We start from the raw sequence: 22,849 nt of genomic DNA, 5'->3' as shown, positions 1-22,849 counted from the left end.
TCAGTTTTTAAGAGTTTTGCGTCTGGTCATAAAGAAACTGTCCAGGCTGTAATACGTTATCAGTAGGCCGGATACCGGTAAGGCGCTGTACACAAAGGCCAGGGGTATTTCAAGCGCAGCGGATCGTTGCTCCAGCAAATAGGTGAGATAGCAGAGGCGCATCCCCCCGATCACCATCACCAGCAAAGCGAAAACGACAATCGCGAAACTGACAATCCCTGAATATATAAGCGGGTTTCGGCTGACTACCTTAGAAGGAATAAGATCTATGGCCAGATGTAGCTCCTTTCCACTGGCATAGGCGGCCCCATAAAGTCCTAACCAAATAAGGGCATAGCTGGCTATCTCATCCGTCAGTGTACTTGGAGAACCCAGCAGATATCGGGAAATCACCTGCCATATCACAGAGAGTAACATAACTGTAATAATAAACAGTAGTAGTTTTTCCAGAACATTATTGATCTTCGCTCGCATCATTTGAGATTTTTTATGGCCTGCATGAGTTCAAAAGCTTCTGATCCCTCCTCAAACAACTCATTAAAGGCCGCTGTTTTTTCTGCAAATACCTCTTTATCCGGATAGTTGACTTCCACACCTGCCGCTTTAATGGCATTTAAGGCTTCTTCTTCCGCTGCAGCCCATACTTCTCTTTGGAATATGGCCGAGGAATTTGCGGCTTGTTGCAACCAGTTCTTTTCCTGTTCGCTAAGCCTTGCCCAGCTTTCGGTACCCACCAGCAGAACATCAGGAACGGCGGTATGCTCGTCCATGCTGTAATACTTGCAGACCTCGTAATGTTTAGAGGTATGGAAACTCGGAAGATTGTTCTCCGCTCCATCCACTACTCCTTGCTGTAATGCGGTATATAACTCTCCCCAGGAAATGGGAGTTGGGGCGCCGCCCAGCATTTCAACCATACTCACCGCCATATTGCTCTTTTGTACCCGAATTTTCAACCCCTCCAGGTCTTTCGGAAGCACTACAGGTCTGTCTTTGGTATAAAAACTCCTACTTCCCGCATCGTAAAAACAAAGGCCACGCAAACGGAAGCTTTCTCCTTTCAGAAGAAACCTTCTGCCTACTTCCCCATCGTAAAACTGGAAAGAATGCGATTTGTCCCTGAAAAGATATGGGACACTCAGCACCTTGTATTCGGTGACAAAATTTTCGAGCACGGCCCCGGATACCTTGGTAATGTCCAGGCTGCCGATCTGAAGTAATTCCAGGCATTCGCGTTCCGCGCCCAGCTGGCCGCTGGGATAGATCTTGACAACCAGCTTACCTTCGGATAGCTTCTCCAATTCCTCGCCCAGGTTGACCATAGCCTGGTGAACGGGATGATTCGTATCCAGGCCGTGGGCCAGTCGCAGTAATTTCTGCCTTTCAGTCTGTTTACAAGAGAAAAGGATCAGTAGCGGCAGTAACAGTAAATATTGGATTTTCCGGCCCAATTTAGGTTTTGATTTGTTGTATGATGGCTATGGTATTCTCAATATCCGAACGTAGTTTTTCATAATCTCCCACCTGGATCAGGTCTTTCTTAAAAAGCTGTGATCCAATCCCAACACAATGCACTCCAGACTTAAACCAGGTTTCCAGGTTTTCTCTGCTTGGTTTTACACCTCCTGTTGGCATGATACTCGTCCAGGGCATAGGACCTTTGACGGCCTTTACAAAATCTGGGCCACCTACCTGCTGTGCCGGGAATATCTTTACGACTTCCGCACCCAGTTCTTCTGCCGTGGAGATCTCAGTAAGCGAACCGCATCCTGGAGACCAGCTGATTTTACGACGATTACAAACCTTTGCCATTTCCGGATTCAGTACGGGCGAAACAATGAAATTCGCTCCTAATTGAATATATAATGAGGTAGTGCCGGCATCGAGCACCGAGCCTACACCCAGTATCATCTCTGGCGTTTCCTCGCTCGCCCATTTGTTCAGTTCACCAAAGACCTCATGAGCATATTCGCCTCGGTTGGTAAATTCAAATACCCGTACTCCTCCCTGGTAAGCAGCAAGCAGGACGTTTTTACAGGTTTCCGGATCCGCATGGTAGAATACCGGAACCAACCCGGTTTCTTTCATTTTTTGTACGACTTCAATTCTGGAAAATCTTGCCATGTTGTTTAGTTTGGTTAGCGGGCAACTCGCCCTGATGCATCTCCTCCCATGAGTTTTTCAACCTCATCGATGGAAACCAGGTTCGCATCGCCTTTTATGGTGTGTTTCAAACAGGAAGCCGCGACAGCAAAATCCAGGGCTTTCTGATCGTTACCTTCGTAGGTAAGCAGACCGTAGATCAATCCACCCATAAAAGAATCCCCACCTCCTACCCGGTCTACGATATCCGTGATCTGGTAGGTCGTGGACTCAAACAGTTCTTTGCCGTTGTAAAGCACCCCGGCCCAGGAATTATGCGAAGCGCTTATAGAACCTCTTAGTGTAATAATGATCTTTTTTGCTTTGGGAAATTTCTGCATCATCTGTTTGCAAACAGACTCAAAGGCGGCGGTACTAACCGAATCTCCCTGGGTAACGTCTACTTCTTCCGGATGCAGGCCAAAATGCTTCTCCGCATCCTCTTCATTGCCCAGTATAATATCGCAGAGGGCCACCAAAGGAGTCATGATCTTTTCGGAAGCCACTCCGTATTTCCAAAGCTTTTTTCGATAGTTAAGGTCAGTGGAAATGGTTATGCCCATATTACTGGCTACCTCACAAGCCTCCAGGCAGGCATCCGCGGCACCCTGGGATATGGCCGGGGTTATTCCTGTCCAGTGGAACCATCCCGCATCCTTAAAAACCTGCTCCCAGTCTACCATTCCCGGTTTTATTTCAGCCATGGCTGAATGGGCCCGGTCATAAACTACTTTGCTGCCCCGGGCGACGGCCCCGGTCTCCAGGAAGTAGATCCCCAATCGTTCACCTCCCCAAATAAGGTTTTCAATATTTACCCCCCGCTTTCTAAGCTCCATCATTGCGCATTGCCCCAGATCGTTTTTTGGCAATCTGGTGACAAAGTCAACCGGTATGCCATAGTTAGCCAGGGAAACCGCCACATTGGATTCACCCCCACCGTAAACCACATCAAAACTGTTGGCCTGGGAAAAACGTAAAAAACCTGGGGGTGATAACCTAAGCATGATCTCCCCAAAAGTCACAACCTTTTTCATATTAAGACGGAATGTATTACTAGTTTACACTTTTTCTTTGAGTTTGCATCTGATCTTCGGGAATAATTGCAGGTGCAAACCGATTTTTTGCGCATTTTTGACTACCTTGTGCAATCGATTGCACAAGGTAATGAATTTATGTCAAAAATAGATGCCAACAGCTCGCTATTTGCGCTGGATGATAAAGTGATTGTAATTACCGGAGGAACCGGTGTCCTCGGTTCGGCCATGGCCAAATATCTGGCAGGCGAAGGAGCAAGAGTAGTCATTATCGGAAGGTCCGAAGCCTCGGCCAAAGCCTTGCTTGATGAGATTAGTGCGGCAGAAGGAAAAACCACATTTATAAGTGCGGATGTAACTATGGAATCCGACCTCGAATCGGCCACGGAGGCCCTCAGGGCGGAATTTGGGAAAATTGATGTCCTGATCAATGCCGCGGGAGGCAATATGCCCGGGGCGGTAGTTAAACCAAACGAAAGTATCATGGATAGCGATACAGAGGCTGTACGCGGAGTAATGGAACTCAATTATTTGGGAACCTACCTGCCGATCAAAATATTCTTGCCACTGTTCCTGGATAATGGTAAAGGAAGTATCATCAATGTTTCCAGCATGTCTGCGGACAGGCCCCTTAGCCGGGTTATGGGATATTCCTCTGCCAAAGCTGCCATAGATAATCTTACCAAATGGCTAGCGGTTGAGTTTGCAGCAAAATACGGTGAATCCCTACGTGTTAACGCCATAGCTCCGGGTTTCTTTTTAACCCATCAGAACAAAGAGCTATTGACAAACCAGGATGGTTCTCTGACTTCACGGGGGCAGCAGATCGTTTCCAGTACACCAATGAAACGTTTTGGGGACCCCCAGGAGCTGCTCGGAGCTGTACATTGGTTATGCAGTGATGCCTCCAGCTTTGTTACCGGAACCATTGTACCGGTGGATGGAGGCTTTGGAGCATTTTCAGGAGTATAAATTTTCGCTATGAATCTATTCAAGCAATGTATGAGATGGTACGGGCCGGACGATGTGGTAAGCCTTTCAGATATCCGGCAGGCAGGAGTCACAGGTGTGGTAACCGCTTTGCATCACATTCCCAACGGTGAATTCTGGCCCAGGGAGGAGATCCGAAAGCGGAAGGAACTTATAGAAACCGCCGGCCTCAGGTGGGAGGTAGTAGAAAGCGTTCCGGTACATGAGGCCATTAAGACCCACAAAAGGGGCTTTCAGACCTATATTGACAACTATAAATTGTCTATTGAACATTTGGCTGCCGAAGGAATTAGCACCATTTGCTACAACTTTATGCCGGTTTTAGACTGGACCCGAACAGACCTGGCATTCCAGCTGGATAACGGAGCCAGGGCCCTGCGTTTCGAAAAACAAGCCCTGGTGGCCTTTGATTGTTTCATCCTCAAAAGGACAGGGGCCAAAGCCAGCTATTCCGCCGAGGAGTTGCGTAATGGAGAAGCTTATTTTGCAAGTCTCTCTGAAGACGATCAAAATACCCTGGTTAAAAATATCATCGCCGGTCTGCCGGGAAGTGAGGGTGGATATGGTCTGGCAGAATTTCAAACGGCCTTGGACAGCTACAAAGGAATAAGCGCGGAAGATCTGGCTTTGCATCTGCAATACTTTCTGGATGAGATCATTCCAATTGCGGAAAAAAACGCTGTTTCCATGGCCATTCATCCGGACGATCCCCCTTTTCCTATTTTAGGATTGCCCAGGGTGGTAAGTACCGCAAAGGATTTCTCCAGGATTCTGATGAATACCCCTGCAAAGAGCAATGGCATAACCTTTTGCACAGGGTCTTTAGGTGCCAGGGCAGATAATGAACTTCTGGATATGATCCGTGAATTTGGAGAAAGCATATACTTCGTCCATCTTAGGAATGTTAAACGGGATGGGGCGGACTTTTACGAGGCAGAGCATTTGGAGGGAGATGTTCCTATGCCTGAGGTCATGAAAGCATTTATTGAGTTACAGCAGCAAAGAGGAGTTTCCCTACCCATGAGACCGGACCACGGGCATCAGATACTGGACGATCTGAACAAAAATGCCAATCCTGGTTATACGGCCATTGGCCGCCTAAAGGGGCTGGCGGAACTCAGAGGTCTGGAAATGGGAATTTCAGGATTCAAATCCTGATGAACAACTTGGCAGGGGTTAGCAATACAATATGAACCAAAAAAAGGCTACCATACACGATATCGCAAGCGAGTTAGGGGTTACGGCTTCCACCGTGTCCAGAGCGCTTAGTGGAAATCCAAGGATAAGCCAGAACACCCGTAGGGCCGTTCTTAAGACTGCCAAAGCCCTTAATTACGAACCGAATCAGATCGCCTCTGCCCTTAGAAGCGGAAAAACACAGCTTATTGGTATGTTGGTGCCTATCATCAACCGTTCTTTCTTTTCATCCATAATCAGAGGGGTTGAAGATGTTGCCAACAAACTGGATTACCGGGTGATCGTTTCCCAGTCCGATGAAAAGCAGGAGAACGAGGCGGCCACCCTGAAAGCATTTTTAAACGCCAGGGTAGACGGCGTTATAGCGTCTATTGGAAAGCAGACCCGGGACTTTGATCACTACCAGGAAATACTGGATAGTGGCTTACCTCTCGTTCTTTTTGACCGGACTACCTCGGATCTGCAGACCGGGCAGGTGGTCATTGATGATTACGAGGGGGCCTATAAGGCCACAGTCCATCTGATTGAACAGGGCTGCCGGCGAATTGCTCATTTTACGGCCCGTAGAAAGATCGATATCTATAAAAAACGCTGCCTTGGGTACCTGGACGCCCTTAGGGACCACAATATCCCCATAGACAAGAAGCTGATATTCGCAGGAGACCTGCAATTGTCAGATGGGAGAAGACACACCGCCGAGCTCATAAATAAACAGCTGCCTTTTGACGCTGTTTTCGCTGCAAGTGATTATGCTGTAATGGGTGCTATGCAAGTACTTAAGGAAAAGAAGATCAGCATTCCTGATCAGGTTGCGCTGGTTGGTTTTCTGAATGAACCTTTTACATCTTTTACGGATCCTCCCCTAAGTACAATCAACCAATTCCCTATGGAAATGGGGAAGGCCGCCGCCCGAATTTTCTTTGATAGCCTGGAATCCGAGAGGGGAATAAGTGAGCAAAAAATAGTCATTGAACCGGAGCTCATCGTCCGGGCATCATCCGAAAAACGCAAAACAAATAGCTAAAAACATTCAAAATGGCCAGCAAAGAACAGCCCGGTTTTCCATCACAGATAGCAAAAGGTTTTATCCATGACGATTTTCTCCTGCAGACTGATTTTGGGAAAGCCTTATATCACAATTATGCCAAAGATCTTCCCATTATCGATTATCACAATCACCTTCCCCCACAGCAGATCTCGGAGAACAAGCAGTTCGACAATATTTCGGAAGTCTGGCTGAAAGGAGATCACTATAAATGGCGGGCAATGCGCACCCTGGGAGTAAATGAAAAATATATTACAGGCTCGGCATCAGACCAGGATAAATTCGTAAAATGGGCCGAAACGGTCCCTTATACGGTAAGGAACCCATTGTTCCATTGGACCCAACTTGAGCTGAAACGATATTTTGGAATAGATGAACTGCTATCCGGAAAGAATGCACTTGATGTCTATGACCATTGTAATTCGCAACTGCAACAAAGCGATTTCAGGGTACAAGGATTATTGCAAAGGATGCAGGTACAGGTAATCTGCACCACCGATGATCCTGCTGATACCCTGGAACATCACAGCAGCTTCAGGGAATCCGGGAACACCCTTAAACTGTTACCGTCTTTCAGGCCTGATAAAGCATTTGCCGTGCATCAACCTGAAAAATACCGGGCTTATCTGGTATTGCTGGGTAAAGCGGCGGGAAAAGAGATCAAGTCGTACACAGATCTCCTTCAAACACTTAAAGACCGCATTGAATTTTTCCACAGCCAGGGTTGCCGGGTGTCCGACCATGGATTAGAGAAAATGCACCGCTTCCAGTTGGGTGATTTCGATTGCGAAACACTATTCTCCAGGCTTTATGAAGGAGGTTCACTTAAACCGGAAGAGGCCGCGTATTTTTCATTTGAAACCTTGGTGCACCTGGGCCGGATGTACCACCAAATGGGTTGGGTGCAACAATTCCACCTGGGCGCATTGCGAAACACCAATCAACGGATGCTGACAAGACTGGGGCCAGACACGGGTTTCGACAGTATAGGTGACTTTTCTCAGGCCAGTGCTTTGGCAGGTTATTTTGATTTGCTGGACAGTTCGGATCAACTGGCGAAAACGGTTATTTACAATCTCAATCCAGCAGACAACGAGGTATTTGCCTCCATGATAGGAAATTACAATGACGGTAGTGTACGCGCTAAGATGCAGTTCGGTTCGGCCTGGTGGTTCCTGGATCAAAAGGATGGGATGGAAAAACAAATCAATAGCCTTTCCAATATCGGGCTGCTAAGTTGTTTTATTGGGATGCTGACGGACTCCAGGAGCTTTCTCTCCTTTCCGCGACATGAATATTTCAGGAGGATATTGTGCAACCTTATTGGCCAGGACGTGGAAAACGGAGAATTGCCGGCTGATGAAAAATGGCTGGGTCAGATCGTAGCCGATATCTGTTACCGCAACGCGAGGGCGTATTTCGATTTCTTTTAGGTTGTATAGGGTTTACTTTCCGTCAACCGCCTCAAGGTTGAGCACCTCTTCCAGGTATTCCATGGTTTGATCGCGCACGGATCCCAGGTCTTCGGAGGTGATATAAGAAGTCATCACATGATCGTTCACATTCGGAAAGGCAACCTTGCGTTTTAAGGATGGCGGGGTTCCTAACTGATCAAACATCCGCAAAATGGCCTCTACTGAAACCACCTTGTCCTGTATAGAGTCGTTTTTGTAGAAATAGCCCACAAAGGCAGGTCTGGTCATACGTCTAAAAGTATCTTCTGTCATCGTATGGTCCATAAGGGACTGAAGATGTGTGAGCGCTTCTACCCGGTACTTGGTGGTCCAATACTGGCTTTTCAGGGAGTCTGCCTGATATTCATGATAGTCACTGTCTTTTACCAGTTTGGCCAGTTGCAAGCCCCAGGGACCAGACAACAACTTGGCATTCTGGTCGTATATCTCAATATTTGGAGAATATAGCAATAGCCCGGCCACATCAGGGTCACTACCGGTTAGATGTAATGCCAGGGTACCCCCTGTAGAAGTGGCCATCAGAATTACTTTTTTTCCTAATCGCTTACCTATGGCAATGGCTTCCTTAGCCGAATTTACTACATCGTCTGCTGTAAGGTTTAGCATGGGTTCTTCTTCATTCAGCCCATGGCCAGCCAATCTCGGAAGATACAGGTTACATCCATAGCGTTTTGCAATTTCCCTGTGTATCGGGTCGCCTTCCGCAGTGCTTGCAGACCAACCGTGCAAATACACTATGCTGTATGGGGTTTGGGAAGGAACGCTGTCAAACCAAATGATCCTGGAGGCATTTCCTTCTTTGATCCTGGGGTTTGCATTCTCTTTATCCACGATCTGTTTCTCCAATTGCGCCAGATCCGAAGTAATTTTTGGAAGAGAGGTATTCAGGTTTGGCTCTTCTACCTTTGGTCCGAGAAAGTAAACCAGCAGTAACACAGCAAAGAGCAACAGCAGCCCTTTGAAAATCCCAAGAAGTACCCGCATATGAAATGTGATTTTTAAGCTTAGCCAAATATAATCATCTCAGGTCGTTTTTTGTTCAAAGGATTTGGAGGAAACTGCCGGGCTCTGTGGTTATATTCTATTCAATTTGCCAAACGGCAAGCCTGAATTAAGTCGCATTGCTTACCTTTAAACTCAATTAGCGGCTGATGAAAAAGAAAATTCGCATTACTTTCTTATCCTTGCTTTTGCTTCCTGTGCTGGTGTTGCTGCTTTGCAATCTAACCATAGAATTCTCCTCCAAAGGAAAACTCTATTCAGACCTGAACGAAATCCCTAAAAATAAGGTGGGTCTCGTACTTGGCACTTCCAGAATGCTGGCCGAAGGAGGAATAAACCCGTATTACGCCAATCGCATCAACGCCACCATATCCCTATACAAAGCCGGAAAGATAGATTTTGTTTTGGTAAGCGGAGATAATGGCAGCAAGTACTACAATGAGCCCACAACCTTTAAAAAAGATCTGATCAAAGGTGGTATCCCGGAAGAAAAGATCTATTTGGATTACGCCGGTTTCCGCACACTGGATTCCATGGTCCGGGCCAAGGTGATCTTTGGGCTGGACAAGGTCACCGTGATTTCCCAGGAGTTCCACAACGAAAGGGCCATTTACCTGGCTGAAAAAAAAGGACTTTCCGCTATCGGATATAACGCCAAGGATATTTCCGGAAGCAGGGGTTTTAAGGTGCACTTCAGGGAGTATTTTGCGAGGGTAAAAGTATTTTTAGACCTACTGCTTAAAACGGAGCCCAGGTTTTACGGAAATACAGTGGAGATTGAATAAACGAAGGCCTATTGAATGGAATGATTTCTAAGCGAAGTAGCGCATATATGGCATATCGTTCTGCTTTGAAAAAAAGTTTATTTTAGCCCGGACGAACCAAGCTGAAATGTCGAAATTCAAAACACTGCTTAAAAACCTGGGACCGGGACTTCTTTTTGCCAGTATGGCCATTGGAACTTCCCACCTGGTGCTTTCAACCAAGGCCGGAGCCCAATATGGCTGGATAATGATCATACCAATTATACTGGCCAACATCCTCAAATATCCTTTCTTTGAATTCGGGATCCGATACACCAATGTCACCGGGAAAAGTCTCATTGAAGGTTATTTAAATCGCGGTAAACTATATTTATGGCTGTATACCTTTATAACCCTGGTTACCACCTTCACTATTTTGGCCGCTCTCTATGTGGTTACAGCCGGTTTATTTATAAATCTGTTCAATGTTCCCGGGCTTTCAGTAAGTGCTACAGCACTGGGCCTGTTTGTATTTATTAGTGCCATACTGATCATTGGGCGTTATCGCTTCCTGGAAACATCCCTGAAGTTTGTGATCTCCATATTGTTTGTGGCCTTACTTGTAACCACGGCCCTGGTCTTATTCAAAGGGCAGATCACCCCTGTAGAAGACTTTTCCAGGCCGGAACTTTTTAACGAAATAGGCATATTGTTTCTGATAAGCCTGGTTGGATGGATGCCAACCGCTGTAGAGGCCAGTAGTTGGATAAGCCTCTGGACCTTGGAAAAGCAAAAGGTAACCGGAAGAAAGCTTCCTCTTTCCGAAGCCCTGCAGGAATTCAATTCAGGTTATTTGATGACAGCTTTGCTGGCAATTTTCTTTTTGATTATCGGGTGGATGACCCTCTATGGCTCAAATACAGAACTCAGCGGAAATGCGACAACCTTTGCCGATCAGGTAGTGCAGTTGTTTACTACCCATATTGGGAATTGGGCCTATGTATTTATCGCAGTTTCTGCCTTTGCCACTATGTTCAGTACCTGTATGACCGCCCACGACGCGATTGCCAGGGTTAGTATCGACATCGTCAGTCACCTCAGCCCTAAAAAAGTAAATTTCTCGGGTCGGAAATATTTCGCTCTAGGTGTGATCGTGCTGGCACTGGTAAACTTCATCGTACTTTCCGCTTTTAGCGCCAATATGGGAACTCTGGTAGCCCTGGCTACCTTTATTTCTTTTGTTTTAGCTCCTGTTGTGGGATATATGAACCTGAAAAACGTTATGAGTACAGACCTGCCAAAGCGATTCCATCCAAAGAAATGGTTGCAGGGACTTACTTATCTTGGAATTGTCTTCCTTTCTCTCTTTGCCATCTACTATTGCTGGCTGGTACTTTCCTGACTTTAGTTGATGGTTGATAGTTGATGGTTGATAGTGTTCAGGTTCAGGATTTCAAGTCTAAGATTGCCCGCATGAAATTCTAATCTAAAGGGCATTGTCCTTGATCTCCTTGACCACCTCCGGATTGAGCAAGGTACTGATGTCGCCCAGATTCTCCGCGTCCTTGCCGGCTATTTTTCGGAGGATCCGCCTCATGATCTTGCCACTTCTGGTTTTGGGCAATCCCGGAACAAACTGGATCTTATCCAATTTAGCTATAGGGCCGATCTGCTCTGTGATCTGCTGGTTGACTTCTTTCCTAAGGTTATCCCGATCCCTGCTTTCCCCGGTTTCCTTAAGAATGATAAAACCGTAGAGGGCATTGCCCTTGACGTCATGAGGGAAACCGACAATGGCGGACTCCGCTACGGCCGGGTGTTCGTTTATAGAATCTTCTATTGGAGCCGTACCTAAATTATGCCCGGAAACAATGATCACATCGTCTACACGGCCGGTGATCCTATAGTAGCCCACGGCATCGCGCAAGGCCCCATCCCCGGTAAAATATTTGTTTTCGTATGCTGAGAAGTAGGTATCCCGGTAGCGATCATGGTCTCCCCATATGGTTCTCGCCATAGAGGGCCAGGGAAACTTAATACAAAGACGACCATCTACCTGGTTTCCCTTAATCTCCTTGCCCTCTTCGTCCATCAGGGCAGGTTGAATGCCTATAAAGGGAAGTGTCGCATAGGTAGGTGTGGTAGGAGTCACATAAGGAATGGGAGAGATCATGATCCCGCCAGTTTCCGTTTGCCACCAGGTATCTACGATCGGGCTTTTGCCTTTCCCAATATTGTTGTTATACCAATGCCATGCTTCTTCGTTTATGGGTTCCCCTACGGAGCCCAGAACTTTTAAGGAAGAAAGGTCGTATTTCTCCACAAAGTCAAGGCTTTCTTTGGCCAGTGCCCTTATGGCTGTCGGGGCCGTATAAAACTGGTTTATCTTGTGCTTTTGAACTACTTCCCAAAAGCGCCCAAAATCCGGGTAAGAGGGTACGCCTTCAAACATCACCGTGGTCGCCCCGTTTGCAAGGGGGCCGTAAACAATATAGGAATGCCCGGTGATCCATCCTATGTCTGCAGTGCACCAATAAATATCGTCTTCTTTATACTGGAAAATGTTCTTGAAAGTATAGGCCGAATACACCATATAACCGGCACAACTGTGCACCATTCCTTTGGGTTTTCCGGTAGATCCGGAGGTATACAGTATGAATAAGGGATCTTCTGCTTCCATCAGTTCGGCATTGCAATCCGCATAGGCATCCTCAACAAGCGGCTCCAGCCATAGATCCCGACCGGATTTCATAGAAACCTCAGACCCTATTCTCTTGGCTACCAAAACGGTCTTTACCCCCGGGCAATCCTTGAGTGCCGAATCTACAATGCCCTTTAGGTCTATGGTCTTTGATCCGCGGTAAGAACCATCTGAAGTAACTACCAACTTGCAATCGCTATCATTGATCCTTGTAGAGAGGGCGTTTGAGGAAAATCCGGCAAAAACCACGGAGTGGATCGCACCGATGCGGGCACAGGCCAGAACGGTAATCGCCAGTTCCGGGATCATGGGTAAATAAACACAAACCCGATCTCCTTTCCCAATGCCCTGGTCCTTTAGAACGTTGGCCATTCGACAGACTTTCTCATGCAACTGTCGGTAGGTAATATGCTGGGCTTCTTCGGAAGGATCGTTAGGTTCAAAAAGAATAGCCGTTTTGGTGCCACGGGTAGGCAAGTGTCGATCCAGGCAATTCTCTGTGATATTTAGCCGTGCACCTTCAAACCACTTTACCTCGGGCTTCTTGAAATCCCAACTCAGCACCTTGTCCCATTTTTTGCGCCAAACAAAATGTTCTTCCGCGATTTCTTCCCAAAAAGCTTCAGGATCCCTTACCGATTTCCGATAAACCTGATAGTATTCCTCTAAATGCTTGATATGGTAATTACTCATGGCGTAATGATTATTTTGATCTGATAAGTGGATTAATGCGTGCTCGCTTCACCAGCACCACCGGGTATGCGAATGTCTTCTACGATCTGTTGTACTTCTTCGGGAGGTGGTGGCGTTACGGCCGAAACCGCTAGTGAAACTATAAAGTTAAGCAACATGGCTACAGTTCCAAAACCTTCAGGGGAAATTCCAAACCACCAGTCTGCCTTTCCTCCCCCACCAAACATATCGAACTTGAATTTCAGCATATAGAAAAGCATGGATCCTATCCCAATGACCATCCCGGCTATTGCTCCCTCTTTGTTCATTTTCTTGTGAAATATCCCCATAATGATCGCCGGGAAAAAAGAAGCGGCTGCCAGGCCAAATGCCAGTGCGACCGTGGCGGCAACGAAATCCGGCGGATTGATGCCAAAATATCCGGCAATACAAACTGCAACGATAGCTGAGATCCGTGCGGCAATAAGCTCTCCCTTTTCGGAAAGATCCGGCTGAAACTGTTTTTTGATCAAATCATGTGAGATGGAGGTGGATATTACAAGCAGTAAGCCGGCTGCGGTAGAAAGCGCAGCAGCAAGCCCTCCGGCTGCCACCAAGGCTATTACCCAATTAGGTAAGTTGGCGATTTCCGGATTCGCCAGAACCATAATATCCGGATCTACATTGAGTTCGTTTAGGTTTTTATCCGCCAGATACTGAATTTTACCATCCCCGTTCTTATCCTCAAATTTGATCAGCCCGGTGGTTTCCCATTTAGAGAACCAGGCTGGCATGTCTTCATAGGGTTGATCTTTAACGGTCTCGATCAGGTTGGTCCGGGCAAAAACCGCCACCGCGGGCGCGGTGGTGTAGAGAATAGCAATAAAAAGAAGCGCATATCCTGCAGATCGCCTGGCATCCCTTACCCTGGGAACCGTAAAGAACCGAACGATAACATGGGGCAGACCGGCTGTACCGACCATTAATGCTGCTGTGATAAAGAATACATCGATCAGGGGTTTGGATCCGTCGGTGTACTGGTCAAATCCTAACTCCGCAGACAGGCCGTCCAGCTTATCGAGCAGGGAGATACCCTCTCCGGTGACTTCACTGCCCATGCCAAGTTGTGGCACCGGGTTGCCGGTCATCTGAATAGAAATAAATATGGCCGGGACCATAAAAGCGAAGATGAGTACGCAATACTGGGCCACCTGGGTATAGGTGATACCTTTCATCCCACCTAAAACGGCATAAAACAAGACAATGATCATCCCAATGATCACCCCGGTATTGATCGGCACTTCCAAAAATCGTGAAAAAACCAGGCCAACACCCCGCATCTGACCGGCCACATAAGTAAAGGATACCAAAAGGGCACATATAACGGCCACTGTCCGGGCAATATTGGAATAATAGCGGTCTCCGATAAAATCCGGAACCGTAAATTTTCCGAATTTCCTTAGGTATGGGGCCAACAACAGTGCGAGAAGCACATAACCGCCAGTCCAGCCCATTAGGTAGACCGATCCGTCATAACCGTTGATAGAAATCAGGCCTGCCATGCCGAGAAAAGAAGCCGCGGACATCCAGTCCGCCGCTGTTGCCAGGCCATTAGCCAGGGGAGGTACACCCCCTCCTGCCACGTAAAAGTCTTTGGTGGAGCCGGCTCTGGACCATATGGCAATGCCTATGTAAAGCGCAAATGTTAGACCAACAAGGACATAGGTCCAGGTTTGAACGTCCATAATTCAGTTTAGTTTAGTTGGGTTATTCTCATTCGTCGAAGCCGTATTTGGCATCCAGGGCGTTCATTAATCGCACATAAACAAATATGAGTATGACAAAAACATAAATAGACCCCTGTTGGGCGAACCAAAAGCCTAACTTAAATCCTCCCAAGGGAATGTTATCGAGCACATCTTTTAGCAAAATACCAAAACCGTAGGAAACAAGAAACCATATGCTCAAGAGGACAGAAAGGTACTGCAGATTCTTTTTCCAGTATTTGGCAGCCTTTTTTTGTTTGTCCATAAACATAGTTTTGCCTAAATATAAGTATTCTGCAAGAGTAATCTCAATATGCTAGGAAAAAGTATAGAAATACGAACTCCGGGCTTGTTGTACGCGGTTAAAAGGGTTGGAAACGGTGGACTATTCCGCTAATTCATCCTCATTTAGGACAACTGCCAGATACCTTTCATTCTGTTTGTGCAACACTTCAATGCAGTATACCCCATCCCTGCAATTATTGGTGATCTGATTCTCACCATAACCCACGGCCTCCGAAATGACCACTGACGGGACATCTTTGCTAAGCAGGTAATTTTTAATGGCATCCGCCCTTCTCTGAGAAAGCCTCAGGTTGGTTGTCCTTCCTCCCCTGCTGTCCGTATGAGCTTCTATCCGCAGGCGGAGTTGAGGGAAATCCTTAGCGGCCTCAACAATCTTGTCCAGTTCAGCGCCTATATCTGCGGTTACTTCATAGGCACCCTTAGCAAAGAAGAACTTGTTCATTTTGACGACCGTTTTTTCATCCCGGACCCTGATCACATCCTCCAGTGCTGTAAGTTCCAGATCTAGCGGCTTACTTTGCTCCAAAGCAGTAACGGCTGCTTTATCATAGGTCTTACCAAATGAGGAATATCCGGGTTTGGAAATGCTTATCCTGGCTCCCGCCTGCCATGGAATTTCCATACGATAGCTTCCGTCTTCCCTGGAATAGACTTCCTGGACCAATTCATCTTCCGGATCGTAGACCCTTATCAATGCTTTTGAAACCCCTATTGAAGAATTCGCCTTCGTAAGCTCTCCCCTAAAAACCAGCGTTTTGAGTCCCGGTTTGGAATTGGACAGTATGCCGTAAATGTCGTCATTACCCATACCGCCTGGCCTGTTGGACGCGAAATAACCTATGTAGCCCTCTGCAACATTCTCTTTAATGATAAAGCCAAAATCATCTTGTTTTGAATTGATCCTGTCCCCGAGGTTTACGGGAATGCTGAAGAAGTCGTCCTCTCCGATCTCCGACTTATAGATATCCATTCCTCCAAGTCCGTAAAATATATCACTGGAAAAATAGAGACTTCCCTCAAAAATATAAGGGGCGATCTCATTTCCCGGCGTATTAATGCGAGGACCTAAACTTATCGGGGCAGACATTATAAGTCCGTTGTTGGTATTTACGTAGTACAGATCCGTACCACCAAGGCTGTCCTCAAAATTGGCAGCAAAATACAAACGGCCGCTTTCTGCATCGAAAAAGGGGTAATAAAAGGAAGTACTCAGATCCCTTAAAAGATATTGAAATGTTCCGCTACCGGTTAGCAGACCGATAGAAAGGGCGTTCTTGCCATTTTCATCAAAAGAGAGCTTGCCTTTGTTCGCGTTGGAACGGATGTAGAATATACCATTCAATTCTTCCGAATAATAGGGCGTAGCCTCGTGAAATTTTGATTTTGGAATACGATCAAAAGGATTGGGATTCAATATCTGTCCGCCAAGGCCCACTTTCCCGACAAAAATATCCAGGTAGCCCTCGCCAGTGGGAGCGTAGGTCTTCTTGTCATCCTGTGGACGTCCGCTGGAAAACAATACTTTGTCCCCATAAAAAGTTGGAGCGAAATCAGATTGGGGGCTATTGGCATTAATACTAAAGATATTATAGTCTTCTTCCTCCAGTTTTGTCGATCCAAGCAGGGTTGCATTGAAGGCCGCATTCTCTAACAATTCATCAGCAAGCGCGTTTTGTTTGGTAGCCAGAAAAGCCTTGGTCCGTTCAGGTCCGGAGGTCTTGGCCATAGACTGCAGCATCTTGTTAAAATGATGCGTAGACATGGTGGAATCTTTTCTGTAGACCTCCAAATAGGTCTCAGAGGCATTTTTATACCTACCCATTTTGAGATAAGAATCTGCCAGGTTCAGCCTTTGCTGGTTGGTCAGTGGCGCTTCAGTCATCTCCTTTTCATAGGCTGCTATAGCATCATTATAGGCATATTCAAAGAACAGAATATCTGCCTTGGATTGCTTTTTCTGGCCCTGTAAGGCTCCGGCAATCAATAGGACAATAATAACTAAAATCTTCCTGATACTCATAGTCTCAGCCTTTAGAAAAACCTCGGTGAATCTATCTGTTTCGGTTTACCCTTCCTGCTTTTGGTACCATCACCTCCGGAATCACCATCTCCCCTGCCAAAATAGAACTTGAGAATGACCTCATGAGAGCCGCTGTTAAATTCTCCCAAAGCGTTGGTATTGTAATCGTATGAATACCCTATAAAGGTACTATTTGAAATTTGAAATCCGGCCAATCCGCTGATTGCATTATCTACCCGATATGAGGCTCCGGCCGTAAACACATCGCTGATCAGAAAATTCGCGGAAACATTCGCATTTACAGGAGCACCTGAAATGTAGTTGATCAGAAAAGCCGGCTTGAATTTCAGTCCATCCGAGAGATTAAAAACATAACCCCCTATAAAGTTAAAATGCATTTTATCTTCCACTATGGTCGCGACGCGATCGTCATAGATCCCATCTGTTAGAAAATTGGGCACGGAAGCCCCAAGGTACCAATCCTCATCGTACAGGAAGAGGCCTGCTCCAACGGTGGGGTAGAATTCCCTGATAATACCACCGTCCAGGATGGGTTCCCCGGGATTTTCAAAGGTTCCTTTTGAAAAATCCACATTAAGGAAAGATCCTCCGGCATCCACCCCAAAAGACAGCTTGGCTGTTTCAGACACGTTTACCTGGAAGGAGTAAGCGGCATCCACGAAGGTAGAAGTGGTTGGGCCCAATTCATCACTTACCACATTGAATCCCAGGCCATTCTTCTCATTTTTGAGCGGAACATTAAGTCCGAACCTAATACTTCTGGGTGCCCCCGGGATATCTATCCATTGTGCACGATACAATCCGGTAATATCCGTGTTTTCCACAGTACCCACGTAGGCCGGGTTAAAACTTCCGATATTGTACATGTACTGGGTGTATTGCGGTTCTCGTTGTGCCTGTAACGACAGTGTCATCACCAGGGCAATGGCCATGAACAGAAGGTTGGATTTGCTAAGAGATCTACTTGTCTTTAAGGGCATTGCGTTCGTTATCTTATGAGCTGAATCCAGCCTTTAGTGGTTTGGGGACCCTCACCATTATCCAAATCAAACTCAAGAACATAGAAATAGGTTCCATCCGGAACATCGTTCCCATTGTTCGTTCCGTCCCATACAATCGCGTCTTCCTGGTCGCCGGCCATAAATATATCGTTGCCTTCAAATACACTTAAGCCGTATCGGTTAAAGATCTGTATGGAGTAAACAAGCGGAACCTTAGGTTTGGGGGTCTGATCCGAGGTATAATCCGTTCGATTGATCTTAAGCAAATCGTTGGTCCCATCCCCGTTGGGAGAGAACTGATTGTACAGGATCCCAACTTCCGCTTCATTAGGTGAGCTTACCACTACTTCTACAGTGGCCTCATTATTATCTCTTTTATCTTCTGAATCTCCTGGCGAAGAGCCGACAATGGTCGCGGTATTTGTAAATGTTCCCTCATTGAGAACATTGACCGTAATTTCGAGCACTGCTCTTTCGTTTCGGAGCAATTGCGGGATATCCCAAATACCCGTCAATTCATTATAAGTTCCGCGATCAGCCACCGCACCAACAAATTCAAATCCAGTATCGCTATCGGTAAGAATGAGGTCTCTGACCCGGATATTGGAGATCTCGTTACCCTCTTCTGAGGTAGACTTATTTTCTACCACAATGGTAAAGACCACCTGATCCCCGACCAGCGGAGCTGCGCTTAGGGCAGTTTTTTCTATCGCCAGGTCAATGCCATCCGGCACATCCACTTCTATGGTAACTGTAGCTGTGTTATTAGCTTCAACATCATCAAATGGTGATGACTCCAGCAGTACAGCGGTATTGGTATAGTTTCCGCCTTCTAAAACAAGGGCAGTAATAGTCAATTCCACACTTTGCAGCGGTACGATCTCAAAGATGTCCCAATCTCCGGTTTCCGGATCGTAGGTACCCACACTTCCGCTATGGGAAATGTACTCAAAACCGGATTCCAGCAGGTCTCCGACCTTTATCCCGCGTACGCGGCGGTCTGAGAGGTTATTTACGCCAATGGTAAATACCACTTCTCCTCCTACGGAAACAAGTTCATTATCCGCGGTCTTCGTGATTTCCAGATCAATAGGCGTATCGCAATCCGGGGTGAAATTAGGATCACAGGCATCCAGCGGATCTGTACCATCGGCGATCTCATCTCCATCGGTAATTCCATCACCATCGGTATCACAGAGCGCATTCGTATTATCCGGGATACAGGGATTGTCATTTGCCGGATCTTTCTGATCTACCACCCCATCGTTATCACTGTCCAAAACGTTAGAATCCAGGGCATCTATGATTCCATCCCCATCTTCGTCCAGGGGGTTTTCCAGGTCGGCACCCACTTCTTCACCATCCAATATGCCGTCTCCATCGGTGTCCGGATTTTGTGGATCCGTTCCCAGGTCGGCTTCGGGCCCATCAAATAGGCCGTCCATATCGGAGTCCACATCACAGTCGTTCACCGAAATGCTAACTTCAGAGAATTCATTTTCACAGGGGGCCATGGCTCCGGTAGTAGTAAAACGGAATACATAGGTTCCATCCGGTCTTCCTGTAAAATCAACTTCATTATCATCATCAGGATCTACCTGTTCTGGTCCTGAAATGAAGGTCCAGAGACCCTCATCCTCACCTTCTAATTGGTCGTCCAGGTCTACAATTGTTGGGCCATTTTCAGGATCGCTACAGCTGGAGGTATCCGTGGGAGTTCCAGACTGCGGTTGTGGTACTATGGTAGCGATAACCTCTATTCTCGGGGATGATGTACACCCATTGGCGCTGGCCTCTACAAAAAAGGAGGTAGTCTGCGCAAGTCCTATGGTAAAGGAAGTACCCGTAAATTCCGGTGTACCTCCGGTTGCCGTACGGTACCAGTTTACGTCCGGTGCATTGTTAGAGCCTGGAATATCCCCTTCGGCCATTAAGGTGACATCTCCAGGTCCGCATCTTTCTGCGTCTTCAGTATTTACGATACTTGGAGTTGGGTTTTCAACTAATGTAATCTCAAGTGTTGGGCTGGCGCAGTTATTAGTCGCATCGTAGAAAAACCCAAAATAGGTCCCGGGAACCGGATTATCTACCTGGCTGTCATTCCGGTGCCCACTTAATACCAGGGGATCCGGATTAACACTCCAGGTAAGGGTGGTTCCCGCCGGCGGGGTGGAATTCGTATAGTCGTTTAAGCTTTGCGTAATATCGTCACAGAATACTGTAGGTACACTGTTATCCAATACAGGTGCTACATCTCCGGCAACACAGGGATCACATTCCACCACCACGATCTCTACCACAGAGCTCTGGTTCACACATGGCGCCACTGCCGTATTGGTAGTATAGGTGTATTCGTAAGTACCTTCAACTCCATTATTAAAATTAACTACATTATTCCCATTCGGATTTTCAGTCGCCGGGCCTCCGGTTTGTACCCAGTTACCAGCGTCTACCGCCCCGGATAACAAATCATCAAGGTCTACCGTAGTAGGGCCGAAAGCACCATCAATACAGGCATTGCCGTTGGAAGGAGTACCTGCGGAGGGTGTGTTATTTAGGGTTAATGTAAGCTGTGATGTTGGACTGTAGCAATTGTTTGTCATATCCGCAAAGAAGCCGTAATAGGTACCCGCAGAAGTAGTTGGGCCACCATCCGGCAGCCAACCTCCAGTTATAGCCGGGTTTGAATTGGTACTCCAGACCAGGTCTGCACCGGCAGGTTCTGAGCCGGAAAAGTAATCATCCAGCATCACGTTCAGATTATCGCAGAAGGTTGTAGGGTTGCCGTTAAGTGTAGGGGCCGTATCCCCGGCTGCGCAGTCGTTATCTTCTATATCCAGATTTGCCGTTGAAGTCCCCAGGGCGAACTGTGGGTTATTCACTCCGGTGAGGGTAATGATCACATCCTCCGTACCCTCAAAGTCGGCATCGTCCACCACATTTATGACCACATCTCGAGATAAGATTGTCGGGTTTGGGAAATTTCGTGTCAGGTTAACCGTACCATAGTCCACTCCATTAGTTGCAGCACCTGTCAATGTAAAAGATACCGTTGCTGTACTACCGGTATTGTTTGCAGCACTCAGCGCAATCCGGAACCTGCCGTTTACAGTACCCTCTTCCTGACCTGGCTCTTCAACCGTTGCGACAGATACCAAACCTATATCATTATCCTGTATCGTTAATGTTGCCTGGTTATCAGCCCCTATGGTATAACCTGCCCCTGCAGCCAGGGTAACAATCACAGTCTCATCCCCTTCCACCAGGGCGTCATTAACTACACCGGAAAGATCAATAATTGCCTGAGATTCCGAGGGGAGGATAAACGCAATGCCGGAAAGCGCGGCATAATCCGTTGTAGGGGTTGCTGTACCTGCGACCGTATAATTGATTATAAGACCTCCCGGAATCGGTATGTCAGAAAGCACGCGAAAACTGCCTGCGGCAGGACCGGTTTCTGAGGCCGTATCACTAAAAGCCTCTATAGTAAGCTCCTGGGCAGAGGCCGTAAGGCCCAAAGTGACCAGAAAGACAAAAGCAAGTACTTTTTTTACTTTAGGGCTAAACCTTGCTAAGTAGTCGTTTCGTTCCATTTTCATAGACCGCCATTAGAATAGGCATTCTCTCCATTCATCAATAGCTAAGCAGGTTCGCAAAATTGGGGTTCAATAATACTAAAAAAAAAGGGCATAGAACCCATATTATGGGTTAAAGATGCCTTTTTACGGCAAAATGCAAGTTGGTGGCCTATTATTTACGAAATTATGGCAGAGGCGGACTCCACGGTGGGATCTATTTTTTTGACTAATCCCTGAAGCACTTTTCCTGGCCCAACCTCAATAAAATGGCTACCTCCGTCCTTTACCATGTTCCGGACACTCTGCGTCCATTTAACGGGTGCGGTCAGTTGCGCGATCAGGTTTTTTTTGATCTCCGACGGATCATTTACGGCTGTTGTAGTAACGTTTTGGTATACCGGACAAATTGGGGCCTTAAAATCCGTATTTTCTATGGCCGCGGCTAATTCTTCTCTGGCCGGTTCCATTAATGGAGAATGGAATGCTCCTCCCACGGGTAATATCAATGCCCTGCGGGCACCCGCTTCCTTGAGTTTCTCACAGGCTGCCTCAACGGCTGCTGTAGCCCCTGAGATAACCAATTGTCCGGGACAATTGTAGTTGGCGGCAACCACGATTCCTGCGGTTTCTTCACAAATCCTTTCTACGACCTCATCGTCCAACCCCAGAATGGCTGCCATAGTGCTTTCCTGGATCTCACAAGCCTTTTGCATGGCCAAAGCCCTTTTGGATACCAGTTTCAGGGCATCTTCAAAATTCAGGGTCTTATTGGCTACCAAAGCGGAAAACTCTCCCAGAGAATGCCCTGCAACCATATCAGGCTTAAAATCTTCCCCAAGGACCTTGCTCATGATGGCGGCGTGCAAAAAGACTGCAGGTTGTGTAACTTTGGTTTGTTTCAGGTCTTCGGCAGTACCTTCAAACATAATATCCGTAATGGAAAAACCAAGGATGCTGTTGGCATCTTCAAATAATTCTTGTGCTACCGGGTACTTCTCGTAGAGATCCAATCCCATTCCGACAAACTGAGCTCCCTGACCGGGAAAAATATAAGCCTTCATTCTCGTTTTTTTAGTTGGGCAAAAATAGGGATGTACAGGAACACGTACAAGTGTAAGTACAAGATTAAGTTTAAGTTGGAGTCTAAGTTTAAGTT

The 22,849-nt window shown here is 46.8% G+C and carries 18 protein-coding genes; 6 read left to right on the top strand and 12 right to left on the bottom strand.

All coding sequences use genetic code 11. The features are described from left to right. From GTQ38_RS17545 to GTQ38_RS17530, 4 genes are read right to left on the bottom strand one after another with little or no spacing between them, the layout of a single operon-like run. Positions 1 to 477 carry a TRAP transporter small permease gene (locus GTQ38_RS17545; RefSeq protein WP_238858010.1) on the bottom strand — a complete coding sequence of 159 codons (477 nt, stop codon included), beginning with the start codon at positions 475 to 477 and terminating at the stop codon, positions 1 to 3. Beyond that, positions 474 to 1,451 (bottom strand): TRAP transporter substrate-binding protein, encoded by a 978-nt coding sequence (locus GTQ38_RS17540; RefSeq protein WP_238858009.1) that lies wholly within the window; start codon positions 1,449 to 1,451, stop codon positions 474 to 476. The genes GTQ38_RS17545 and GTQ38_RS17540 overlap by 4 nt, the downstream gene beginning before the upstream one ends. Before the next feature lies 1 nt (position 1,452). Continuing rightward, on the bottom strand, positions 1,453 to 2,124 hold the full coding sequence (locus tag GTQ38_RS17535) for a bifunctional 4-hydroxy-2-oxoglutarate aldolase/2-dehydro-3-deoxy-phosphogluconate aldolase (RefSeq protein WP_161436874.1): 672 nt from the start codon (positions 2,122 to 2,124) through the stop codon (positions 1,453 to 1,455). Positions 2,125 to 2,138: 14 nt separating this feature from the next. After that, positions 2,139 to 3,176, bottom strand: a complete 1,038-nt coding sequence (locus tag GTQ38_RS17530; RefSeq protein ID WP_161436873.1) for a sugar kinase — start codon at positions 3,174 to 3,176, stop codon at positions 2,139 to 2,141. Between the two features lie 138 nt (positions 3,177 to 3,314). Between GTQ38_RS17530 and GTQ38_RS17525 the strand changes: the two genes are divergently transcribed. Genes GTQ38_RS17525 through uxaC form a run of 4 tightly spaced genes read left to right on the top strand, consistent with a single transcriptional unit; the run spans position 3,315 to position 7,841 of the window. Beyond that, the gene (locus GTQ38_RS17525) at positions 3,315 to 4,148 is read left to right on the top strand and encodes an SDR family oxidoreductase (RefSeq protein WP_161436872.1); all 834 of its coding nucleotides are present in this window, start codon (positions 3,315 to 3,317) and stop codon (positions 4,146 to 4,148) included. 9 nt (positions 4,149 to 4,157) lie between these two features. Further along, positions 4,158 to 5,324, top strand: coding sequence for a mannonate dehydratase (gene uxuA, locus GTQ38_RS17520; RefSeq protein WP_161436871.1), 1,167 nt, complete (start codon positions 4,158 to 4,160; stop codon positions 5,322 to 5,324). A gap of 31 nt (positions 5,325 to 5,355) precedes the next feature. After that, complete coding sequence (locus tag GTQ38_RS17515) at positions 5,356 to 6,387, top strand: LacI family DNA-binding transcriptional regulator (RefSeq protein WP_161436870.1); 1,032 nt, start codon at positions 5,356 to 5,358, stop codon at positions 6,385 to 6,387. Positions 6,388 to 6,398: 11 nt separating this feature from the next. Beyond that, entirely contained in the window at positions 6,399 to 7,841 is a 1,443-nt protein-coding gene (gene uxaC, locus GTQ38_RS17510; RefSeq protein ID WP_161436869.1) for a glucuronate isomerase, read from the top strand. Positions 7,842 to 7,853: 12 nt separating this feature from the next. On the opposite strand, the gene GTQ38_RS17505 is transcribed toward uxaC, so the two are convergent. Next, the gene (locus GTQ38_RS17505; protein ID WP_161436868.1) at positions 7,854 to 8,867 is read right to left on the bottom strand and encodes an alpha/beta hydrolase; all 1,014 of its coding nucleotides are present in this window, start codon (positions 8,865 to 8,867) and stop codon (positions 7,854 to 7,856) included. A gap of 167 nt (positions 8,868 to 9,034) precedes the next feature. Here GTQ38_RS17505 and GTQ38_RS17500 point away from each other — a divergent pair, with 167 nt between their 5' ends. Next, positions 9,035 to 9,670, top strand: a complete 636-nt coding sequence (locus GTQ38_RS17500) for a SanA/YdcF family protein (RefSeq protein ID WP_161436867.1) — start codon at positions 9,035 to 9,037, stop codon at positions 9,668 to 9,670. Positions 9,671 to 9,776: 106 nt separating this feature from the next. Next, positions 9,777 to 11,030, top strand: coding sequence for an NRAMP family divalent metal transporter (locus tag GTQ38_RS17495; protein ID WP_161436866.1), 1,254 nt, complete (start codon positions 9,777 to 9,779; stop codon positions 11,028 to 11,030). An 84-nt stretch (positions 11,031 to 11,114) separates the two neighbouring features. Here GTQ38_RS17495 and acs read toward each other — a convergent pair whose 3' ends face one another. From acs to fabD, 7 genes are all read right to left on the bottom strand, one after another. Continuing rightward, positions 11,115 to 13,022 carry an acetate--CoA ligase gene (gene acs, locus GTQ38_RS17490; protein ID WP_161436865.1) on the bottom strand — a complete coding sequence of 636 codons (1,908 nt, stop codon included), beginning with the start codon at positions 13,020 to 13,022 and terminating at the stop codon, positions 11,115 to 11,117. A gap of 32 nt (positions 13,023 to 13,054) precedes the next feature. Continuing rightward, positions 13,055 to 14,746, bottom strand: coding sequence for a sodium:solute symporter family protein (locus GTQ38_RS17485; protein ID WP_161436864.1), 1,692 nt, complete (start codon positions 14,744 to 14,746; stop codon positions 13,055 to 13,057). 28 nt (positions 14,747 to 14,774) lie between these two features. Beyond that, complete coding sequence (locus GTQ38_RS17480) at positions 14,775 to 15,032, bottom strand: DUF4212 domain-containing protein (protein ID WP_161436863.1); 258 nt, start codon at positions 15,030 to 15,032, stop codon at positions 14,775 to 14,777. A gap of 120 nt (positions 15,033 to 15,152) precedes the next feature. Continuing rightward, positions 15,153 to 17,093 carry an OmpA family protein gene (locus tag GTQ38_RS17475; protein ID WP_161436862.1) on the bottom strand — a complete coding sequence of 647 codons (1,941 nt, stop codon included), beginning with the start codon at positions 17,091 to 17,093 and terminating at the stop codon, positions 15,153 to 15,155. A gap of 11 nt (positions 17,094 to 17,104) precedes the next feature. After that, the gene (locus GTQ38_RS17470; protein WP_161436861.1) at positions 17,105 to 18,094 is read right to left on the bottom strand and encodes a PorP/SprF family type IX secretion system membrane protein; all 990 of its coding nucleotides are present in this window, start codon (positions 18,092 to 18,094) and stop codon (positions 17,105 to 17,107) included. An 8-nt stretch (positions 18,095 to 18,102) separates the two neighbouring features. After that, positions 18,103 to 21,714, bottom strand: coding sequence for a T9SS type B sorting domain-containing protein (locus GTQ38_RS17465; RefSeq protein ID WP_161436860.1), 3,612 nt, complete (start codon positions 21,712 to 21,714; stop codon positions 18,103 to 18,105). Positions 21,715 to 21,869: 155 nt separating this feature from the next. Beyond that, positions 21,870 to 22,754, bottom strand: a complete 885-nt coding sequence (fabD, locus tag GTQ38_RS17460; RefSeq protein ID WP_161436859.1) for an ACP S-malonyltransferase — start codon at positions 22,752 to 22,754, stop codon at positions 21,870 to 21,872. Positions 22,755 to 22,849 lie beyond the last annotated feature (95 nt).

The organism is Poritiphilus flavus, from assembly GCF_009901585.1.
Taxonomy (GTDB): Bacteria; Bacteroidota; Bacteroidia; order Flavobacteriales; family Flavobacteriaceae; genus Poritiphilus; species Poritiphilus flavus.
The sequence above is the reverse complement of the archived record's forward strand: the minus strand, read 5'-3'. Positions and strand labels throughout refer to the sequence as shown.

Coding starts and splice junctions, on each gene's coding strand:
- GTQ38_RS17545 (WP_238858010.1), bottom strand. CDS start 477: ATGATGCGAGCGAAGATCAATAATGTTCTGGAAAAACTACTACTGTTT.
- GTQ38_RS17535 (WP_161436874.1), bottom strand. CDS start 2,124: ATGGCAAGATTTTCCAGAATTGAAGTCGTACAAAAAATGAAAGAAACC.
- GTQ38_RS17530 (WP_161436873.1), bottom strand. CDS start 3,176: ATGAAAAAGGTTGTGACTTTTGGGGAGATCATGCTTAGGTTATCACCC.
- GTQ38_RS17525 (WP_161436872.1), top strand. CDS start 3,315: ATGTCAAAAATAGATGCCAACAGCTCGCTATTTGCGCTGGATGATAAA.
- uxuA (WP_161436871.1), top strand. CDS start 4,158: ATGAATCTATTCAAGCAATGTATGAGATGGTACGGGCCGGACGATGTG.
- GTQ38_RS17515 (WP_161436870.1), top strand. CDS start 5,356: ATGAACCAAAAAAAGGCTACCATACACGATATCGCAAGCGAGTTAGGG.
- uxaC (WP_161436869.1), top strand. CDS start 6,399: ATGGCCAGCAAAGAACAGCCCGGTTTTCCATCACAGATAGCAAAAGGT.
- GTQ38_RS17505 (WP_161436868.1), bottom strand. CDS start 8,867: ATGCGGGTACTTCTTGGGATTTTCAAAGGGCTGCTGTTGCTCTTTGCT.
- GTQ38_RS17500 (WP_161436867.1), top strand. CDS start 9,035: ATGAAAAAGAAAATTCGCATTACTTTCTTATCCTTGCTTTTGCTTCCT.
- GTQ38_RS17495 (WP_161436866.1), top strand. CDS start 9,777: ATGTCGAAATTCAAAACACTGCTTAAAAACCTGGGACCGGGACTTCTT.
- acs (WP_161436865.1), bottom strand. CDS start 13,022: ATGAGTAATTACCATATCAAGCATTTAGAGGAATACTATCAGGTTTAT.
- GTQ38_RS17485 (WP_161436864.1), bottom strand. CDS start 14,746: ATGGACGTTCAAACCTGGACCTATGTCCTTGTTGGTCTAACATTTGCG.
- GTQ38_RS17480 (WP_161436863.1), bottom strand. CDS start 15,032: ATGGACAAACAAAAAAAGGCTGCCAAATACTGGAAAAAGAATCTGCAG.
- GTQ38_RS17475 (WP_161436862.1), bottom strand. CDS start 17,093: ATGAGTATCAGGAAGATTTTAGTTATTATTGTCCTATTGATTGCCGGA.
- GTQ38_RS17470 (WP_161436861.1), bottom strand. CDS start 18,094: ATGCCCTTAAAGACAAGTAGATCTCTTAGCAAATCCAACCTTCTGTTC.
- GTQ38_RS17465 (WP_161436860.1), bottom strand. CDS start 21,714: ATGAAAATGGAACGAAACGACTACTTAGCAAGGTTTAGCCCTAAAGTA.
- fabD (WP_161436859.1), bottom strand. CDS start 22,754: ATGAAGGCTTATATTTTTCCCGGTCAGGGAGCTCAGTTTGTCGGAATG.